The organism is Streptosporangium sp. NPDC051023 (assembly GCF_040689595.1).
GTDB lineage: Bacteria > Actinomycetota > Actinomycetes > Streptosporangiales > Streptosporangiaceae > Streptosporangium.
Genome location: NZ_JBFBCE010000174.1, coordinates 1 through 6593 on the forward strand (window position 1 = coordinate 1; position 6593 = coordinate 6593).

Consider the following 6593-nt stretch of genomic DNA (forward strand, 5'->3'; position numbering starts at 1 on the left):
CACCAACGGCTCCAACTTCGGACCCCGACGACGCACCGGCTCACCAGAAGAGTTCACACAGGATCTAACGACGGATTACCGGCGCAGGACACTAGATCAAAGCAGCCGACTCGTGTACCCGGCTTCCACCAAGTGCTCAAAGGCCACCCGGACCTCATCCGGGTATGGCTGTTCGATGGCGAAGCCCTTCTTGGCGTACCCCGTGATCCGCTGGGCGCCCCCGACCAGCATGTTGATCGCCTCACCACCGGCGGAACGGCCGTACGACCTGCGGCACGCTTGCGTGTCCACGTGGCTCAACGCCGGGGTGCCCGCTACCCAAGTCGCCGAGTGGGCAGGGCACAGTGTGAACGTGCTTCTGCGGGTCTACGCCAAGTGCATCGTTGGGCAGGATGAGCAGGCCCGAAAGCTGATCGCCGAAGCCCTGAAACCCACCCAGAACCCCGGCTGAGCGCCGACGCGCATACGACGTGGACGCCCGTAGATCGCCGTTGACGACCGTAGACAGCCGAACATACGAAAGAGGCCCTTCACCGCGTTTGCGCTGGTGAGGGGCCTCTTTCTGTTGGTGTGGCAGGTGCAGGACTTGAACCTGCGTAGGCTGAGCCGACGGTTTTACAGCTCGTGACCGTTCTTCGAGTGACATGGCCGCTGACCTGGTGCGCAGCACGTTCACGGCTCCCCTGTCGCCATGATCATCGCACGCATATTGCACGTCATGGCAGACGCGGCCGGAGACCCATCCAGCGATCGATTTGCGTCCTCACCGGCCCCTCTGCCAGCCGATCAATGATCAGTTCCATGAGGCGAGGAGGTTTTTACAAATGCGCAGAGCCAAGATCTCATCGCGAGAATGCGACTGCCAGTCCTCCGCCCAGCCGGCCGCCTGTTCCAGGCTCAACGGCAGGGCCTCCAGAACATCCGAGGCCAACCGGCCCGGATCCCACAGTGGATCATCGCCGGGGCCGAGGGCAGTGATCAACAGTGCCCGAAGGTTGAAGCGACTCATGTTCGCATTCCACGCGGGGAGACCGGCCTGCTCGGCACCATCGAGAGCCGCGAAGGCAACCTTGGCCCAGATCCGCCACCTCCCCCCACCACCATGATCCTGCGAACGAGCCAGATTGAGTTGCCAGGCACTCAGCCACGAGTTGATGCAAGCGGCGTGGAACTCGGTACTTTCTATGCCATCCATCATCGCCTCGGAGCACCCTCAGCAGTTTTCAAGAGGACTGCGCTCTAGGTGGCGACATAACCTCTGACCAGGGCAAAAGCATCTCACCAAGCCTCAGTTACAGAAGGTCACCCCTCCCATATCCCGCACTCTGCATCTTTTTGCCCCAAGACCCGAGTGAGAGGTACACCGCTCGGCCACCAAGAGACTCTTCTACTACGTTTGACCTGCCTCTTCCGCCACCAGTGTCGATCATTGCGCTCTCGCCCAACAACCAGGCCACAAGCTAGACCTAGCGCCCAGTATCGACAAGCACGAGCTCGACCGCATCAATGTGAATCGTCTTCACATTGTCATCAATGACAGTCAATCATCCCCATCCCTTCACATGAAGGTCATCTTGAGCCACTATGGCTCATGTGGGGTTAACGGAAGCGGCATTCAACGAAGAACTATCCTCAATTAGTACATTGAGCCCAAGTGGGTCTAAAGCACGCTTTGGGTTAGCTTACATGCGCGCCATTTGCAGCCAGGCTGGCGTTGGCCTGAACGAAACCTCGCCCGACGAGGATGCCCTTGCTGTTGACTGCGATGTCTGCTTCTCAATCGCTCCCGTACGAGTTCAGGTGAAGTGTACTTCTCAGTTCGAATTGCACGGAAAATCGGCAAGCTGGCCAATCGAGATAGCTTGGCGGGAAAAATGGAATAAAAGCAAAATCCCCGTTTATCTTGTTCTCGTAATATTGAGCTATGATGAACGCAAGCAGTGGTTGGAGCATCCAAAAAACGGAACATTCCATAATGCGGCAGCCTTCTGGGTGCGAGTTAACAACCTTCCTGCAGGCGAGACTCGTCTCGACATTCCCAAGAACCAGCGTCTAACCGCAGAAACCCTTCAGGTTTGGGAATCCGACCTAGAAGCATGCTTCTACGGACTGGGATAATCCATGACTACTATATATTCAGTCCCTAGCGCAAAAGAACTACGCAAGTATCTTAGAGATATAGGCTGGGCTGAACGCGGTCGCGGTGAAGTTGGCTCCCTGTGGGCAAAAGGCTCTCATCGTGTTGGGGTGCCAAACGATGAAAACTCAGAATCAGAGCTGGTTCTAGGAGCGATACAGAGAGTTGCCGCAGTAGAGCAGAAAGCCCCTAAAGAACTACTTGAACAAGTTCGCTTTAGACTAATAGATCGCACTGAGTTGCGCGCAGCTAGCGATCATTACATAGCTGACACCATACCTCTCCAAGCCGCTACAGCCATGGTTTCCTCAGCAAGGGTCATGCTGAGGACATCTGCAACTACCGCATGGAACGAAAGAAGCGAAATTCGTGGTAATTATGCACGACGAGGAGATGCTGTAGCTGAAAGCGCTCGGATGGACCACACTAAAAAAGGATCATTCATCATACCTATCCTGGTTCCTCTTCCAGAGATAGAGGAGCCTGATTCCAGGCAGAGCTCCCTCATGGAGGTTAGCGCTCCCGAACCATTCGAAAGAAGAGTAACCAGAACCTTCGCTCAATCTTTAAAGGCAGTTCAAGAATCAATAGTAGAGCCAGCGCGCGAGCCAACCATAGATGTGCTCTATGAAATAGTGGAACGCGGCGTAAGTCGCGAATTCTGTCTAAGCCTTGGAAGGATTCTCAAAGAACCATCGGTTGCAGAGTTGGGGGCGGCTTTTAGCTGGGCTCCCGGAGTTCCAGCATCGGTCAATATCCCTAAGAACGTCACTCTAGACTCTGAAGCTCGGCCACTTATCGAGATGGCTGCCGAAAAGCTCAGGAAAAACAGAATAGACACGAGCCGCATCTTCTCAGGAAAAATAGTTGCCCTCAGAAGAAGAGTCGAGGAGCTAGCCGGAGAAGTTGCCGTATCAACCATAAGGGGCGGCAGGCCCTGCGAAATATGGATTAGGCTTAGTCCCCAACAATACGACTACGCCATTTCTTGGCATCGCGACGCCAGGCCAGTTTTAGTTAAAGGAGAGATACAAAGAGACTCCAGTAGACGTCTCTTAGTATCCAGCGCCACACAGTTCCACCCTTTAGATGAAACCTACATCCCCGGGATGGACGTCAAAGACGTATCGACACTTAAAATAAAGAAAGTAGAGAGGAGAGCAATTGGCCCTGCGGCGGAGAATGAGAATTAGCGGAAACTCTAATATTATATTCAGCCCCGTGGTCGTGTCGGGAAAAGCATCTATACTGTCATTGGGAACAAAGCCAGGATCGCTGAGACGCCCCTGTCAGGAGTGAGTGATGACGAGTCGGGACAGCTCTCTAAGGTAGTCACTAGGTCGAAATTGACTTGATCCTGGAGTTGCGCCGTCCACGGTTGTCCGTAGCTTGGCGTTCGGAAAGTCCGGACTAGGTGTTCCTGTAGGAACTCCTCGTATTTTCTCGATCGCCTGGTAACACTTTGTCATCGCCGACACAAGCTCCTTGTAGGTTAAAATGTGTGAGCCGATCACCATGGATGTGTTCGACAGTCGAAGTGAATGCGGATCAGCTTTGTCGAAAATCGGACTACTCTTATATTTCTGCTTACCAAGGAGCTTTTCGTCGGAATGTTCCACCGCGTTGCGTAGGAACTTCAGGCGCTCTTCCTGACGTTGCGTCAGAGTCGGCACTCCTCGGCCTACCTTATTTTCTCGAAGCGCTCGTGCATTCAGAACCGCACGATGAGTTGCGCTCACACAGTTTTCCATGTGGTCGATAGCTCTTAGGTAGGGACTTGTGCGCAGTCCAGGATGGGGCAAGACGAAGACCAGCAATTCAGCTCGTGCCGCGTCGTATTCGCGGAGCGCTTTATCCGTCAACCTGGCGAAGTTCATGAACAGGCCAATCAGTGTTCGATCCGGTGGAAGGCCAGACGGAAGACCTGAGAGGGTCCGATCCAGGAGAACGTTGAGCGTACCGTTATTCGAAAGGTGATCTACCGCGGGCATTGCAAGTGCTTCCCGGGTCAGGCTGACACGATCGGTACGGGGCATAGAACGGGAGTATGGCACTTAGTGCACGCCTAGGACACCTACATACTATGTCCCTCGACCTGTTTCCAGTGTCTGCGCAGCTCAACCAGCCTCGGAGAATAGGAGGGACAGCCGGCAGGGTCGGCTGGGACACGCTGTCCCCTCGCCTACTGTGGCCTGTTTCAATTCTCCTGAGAACGCAGAAGCCCTGGCCGGACCTGAGATTGACTAGGGCTCCTACATACGGAGCGGACGATGGGAATCGAACCCGCGCTATCAGCTTGGGAATCGGCTGCTGACGTTGGTGGGCTGAGCTGGGAAAACGAGGGTACAGGTCAGGACCGACCGAGTGCCCGTAAGTCCCCGCGAGTGACTGTGATTCCCCGTCTCATCTGCACGGATCTGGCACGCGATCATTAGGCATGACCTTTTCATTATCAGAACTAAGTCACCCATGATCAGAGGTTCGCGATTCAGCCCTGAGCGGTGATGGGTGGGTGCGAATGTGAGCCATCGTGGAGTATTTCCCTTTGAACGGTGTGGACTCGGGTTCGGGAATGCGCCATACGATTTGGACCTGCTCGTCAAGAGGGAGTGAGGGGCCACCGATGTAGATGCGGTGGATGAGGTAGAGGATGGCTAGCCGGAATGTCTCCGGCTCGATGTCGTCCACCGTCGTCATCGTCGCCTGGCTCAGATTGTTCACTTGGCGGACGATGCGCGGGTCGGATTCGAGAGGGCCAAGTTCGGCGACGATTTCCGGTGTGAGCTCACCATCCTCACGCATGGCCAGGATCGAACGCTGCATTAGGTCAGGCTCGGCTTCAATCCGGCTGAGAATGCGAGCAAGGACGTAATCATGGATCACGTCCGCGTCGATGCTGCCGTGTTCCTCGGGCTCTTCGCCCGTGCAGCTCGGACACCCCTCGCACTCGATGGGGCCGACGAGGTCGTCCTCCGGCCCCTCGTCGGCTTGCTGAGTAGAGATGAAGCAAGAGATCGCCCACATGATCTCGGATCGGCTCAGCCCCAGCTCTTCGGCGGTCCATAGATAGGGGTCGGTGGGGCCCCGGCCTTTTTCATCCTCCGGTATCGGAAGCTCGGAGCGCACTAGGGACTCCAGGTTGACGAGAACCGGCTCCCAGTCTTGGCTGCTGAGCAGCAGCGTCGCCACCGCGTCCCCTGGGTGCTTCCAGAAGATGAGGTCTTCGTCGTCGCCGTTGACGAAGTGTAGAACGTGGTCCGTCGGGTCGAATTCAACTCCAGACATCTCGCCCAGATGAGTGAGGACGGCCTGTCGGCCTCGGTAGCGTCCGACGTAGCGGCGGGCTTGGGCGACGAAGGACTCCATGGTGGTGTCATCCAGCACCGCGTTTGGGCTGACGCCGATGAAGCGTGGCGGTTTGAAGGGGCCGAGCCGGCGGAGCTGTTGGGTACCGTTCGCCCAGTACAGTTTCTTGGTGTCCAGGTCATACACCACGCAATAGACGGGGATGTTTCCGTTCGCCCAGGTGTCGACATGCTGGTCGATAGGCACCGCGTAGCCGTTGCCTCGGCGCCATCTGTCTCCACCCTTGACCTGGATTTTGATCGTGTCGCTCGTGACATCTCCGTTGTCGGTGAAGGTGACGTAGAAGTCCTCGCCGAAGTCGTTCTGCCCGGATATCTCTTGAACGATGTGGTCGTGCTCTTCGAGCAGGGTGCGCAGCGCGTTCACGGCAGCCTGCCCCACGCGTCGCCCTTTTGAGATCTTCGGCATACCACCCTCCTGGAGGCTCCTTGCTGGCCCGGGTGGATCCGGCCCAGTGTTGTTCATCACCTTGCCTCATGCCTCTGACATCGGGACTCAAAAGGAGAGGAGACGACGGAGCCTGTTGCGGCTTAGCTGGGCACAGCCCAGCAACGACGAAGACCTAGTTTGTGACCTGAGCCTTGAGCATGGAGCGAGTGATGGAATGAGCCCGCATTGTCAGCTTGGGGAGTCTCTATCGCACCTCGCCGCTGAGCTGAAGAGACGCTGATCTGCGGGGGAGCGAGGGGAGTGACTGTGATTCCTCGTGACTCCCCCTTGATCACCCTCCTGACGGGCACGCAACGGGTACAAGGGGAAGCATCTGCACCTCCGTCGCCTTGGTGCTCGGTGGGCCGGGGTTGAGGCACGAAACCCCGGCCCGTCGATCGCCCCCAGCCCTGTACGGAGATCAGCCACTATCAGGCGATCGTGAGGGTGGTGCCAGTCACCGAGTGACTCCGAAAATTTCGGGTCGCTAGCTTCGTGCCCTTGTAGGCTTCCTACACCGTCGCGGGCAAATGCTGAATGGGAGCTCAGGCTAGCGTCATGCACGTTAGCCTCGATCTTTCGTGATCTTCGTGTGGTGGGCTGAGGTATTCGGCTGAGAGTCGATTTCGCTTCCTGGTCAGCGTGGTGGCCCGGCTGTCGC

5 protein-coding genes and 1 pseudogene are annotated in these 6593 nt (G+C 56.6%); 3 read left to right on the plus strand and 3 right to left on the minus strand.

Going from position 1 to position 6593, the window contains the following annotated elements:
- Window positions 1-235: 235 nt before the first annotated feature.
- A pseudogene (locus AB0395_RS47340) lies at window positions 236-451 on the plus strand (site-specific integrase); the annotation flags it as partial.
- A 342-nt stretch (window positions 452-793) separates the two neighbouring features.
- Here AB0395_RS47340 and AB0395_RS47345 read toward each other — a convergent pair.
- The gene (locus AB0395_RS47345) at window positions 794-1198 is read right to left on the minus strand and encodes a hypothetical protein (protein ID WP_366294710.1); all 405 of its coding nucleotides are present in this window, start codon (window positions 1196-1198) and stop codon (window positions 794-796) included.
- Window positions 1199-1584: 386 nt separating this feature from the next.
- Here AB0395_RS47345 and AB0395_RS47350 point away from each other — a divergent pair, with 386 nt between their 5' ends.
- Together AB0395_RS47350 and AB0395_RS47355 are read left to right on the plus strand one after the other, a co-directional pair.
- Window positions 1585-2118, plus strand: a complete 534-nt coding sequence (locus tag AB0395_RS47350; RefSeq protein ID WP_366294713.1) for a DUF4365 domain-containing protein — start codon at window positions 1585-1587, stop codon at window positions 2116-2118.
- 3 nt (window positions 2119-2121) lie between these two features.
- Window positions 2122-3330: a hypothetical protein gene (locus tag AB0395_RS47355; RefSeq protein WP_366294716.1), complete on the plus strand. Its 1209-nt coding sequence runs from the start codon at window positions 2122-2124 to the stop codon at window positions 3328-3330.
- Between the two features lie 96 nt (window positions 3331-3426).
- Here the strand turns inward: AB0395_RS47355 and AB0395_RS47360 are convergent, their stop codons facing one another.
- Together AB0395_RS47360 and AB0395_RS47365 are read right to left on the minus strand one after the other, a co-directional pair.
- A complete protein-coding gene (locus AB0395_RS47360) occupies window positions 3427-4173 on the minus strand; it encodes a hypothetical protein (protein WP_366294719.1) in 747 nt (248 codons plus the stop codon).
- Between the two features lie 427 nt (window positions 4174-4600).
- Window positions 4601-5911 (minus strand): DUF4365 domain-containing protein, encoded by a 1311-nt coding sequence (locus AB0395_RS47365; RefSeq protein WP_366294722.1) that lies wholly within the window; start codon window positions 5909-5911, stop codon window positions 4601-4603.
- Window positions 5912-6593: the final 682 nt, after the last annotated feature.